Source organism: Micromonospora sp. AP08 (assembly GCF_008085935.1).
Taxonomy (GTDB): domain Bacteria; phylum Actinomycetota; class Actinomycetes; order Mycobacteriales; family Micromonosporaceae; genus Micromonospora; species Micromonospora chersina.
This window is the reverse complement of record NZ_VSEZ01000043.1, coordinates 1-635: the sequence shown is the minus strand read 5'-3', so window position 1 is coordinate 635 and position 635 is coordinate 1. Positions and strand designations below refer to the sequence as shown.

1 pseudogene is annotated in these 635 nt (G+C 68.5%); it reads right to left on the bottom strand.

The window, feature by feature from the left end:
- Nucleotides 1–339 (bottom strand): annotated as a pseudogene (locus tag FXF50_RS29030) (hypothetical protein); the annotation flags it as partial.
- Nucleotides 340–635 lie beyond the last annotated feature (296 nt).

Genomic DNA, 635 nt, shown 5'->3' with positions numbered 1-635 from the left:
GCACGGCACCTCGCGGACCGTCCCGTGATCGGCGCCGTTCGGGTCCCACTCCCCACGGTCCCGGCCCTTGTCCTTGTCCTTGTCCTTGCCGTCCCGGCCGTGCTCGTCGTCCCGGGCCTCCGAGCCCTCGGCGTCGTCACTGGTGAGCTGGGCGGTCGACCACTTCACGTCGGCGAGCCGGTGAGGGCCCGTGACCCCGCTGGTGGCGTAGGCCACGCCCGCGAGGCTGACCGCTCCCGTCAGGCCCACGACCCCGGTGGCGAGCCACAGCCGGCGACGCCGGAGGGGGGAAACCTTCTCACGGGAAGCGTCATCGTTATTGCGAAGGTAGTTGGACATCGGAGCTCTCTGCCCTCTCCTTGTACCCGACAAGGTCGCTTCGCCACAGCGAGGCGGCCTCCGCTACAAATCGGTTGTAGCTGCTGAAGACCAACGTATGAGAAGCTTCTTCACCTCGTGCCCATATACGAAAAAAACCCGCATAAGGGGTGGGCCAGCGCGGCGGGGCTCAGAGGGAACCGCAGGTGCGGGAGGGCGGGACCGCGACGAACCACCCCGACGGGGGACGTGGGGGGCAGGGGAGTCCCTCCCCGCCGTGGCGCGACGGAAAGGGACTCCCCGGGTTATGTGGTGGT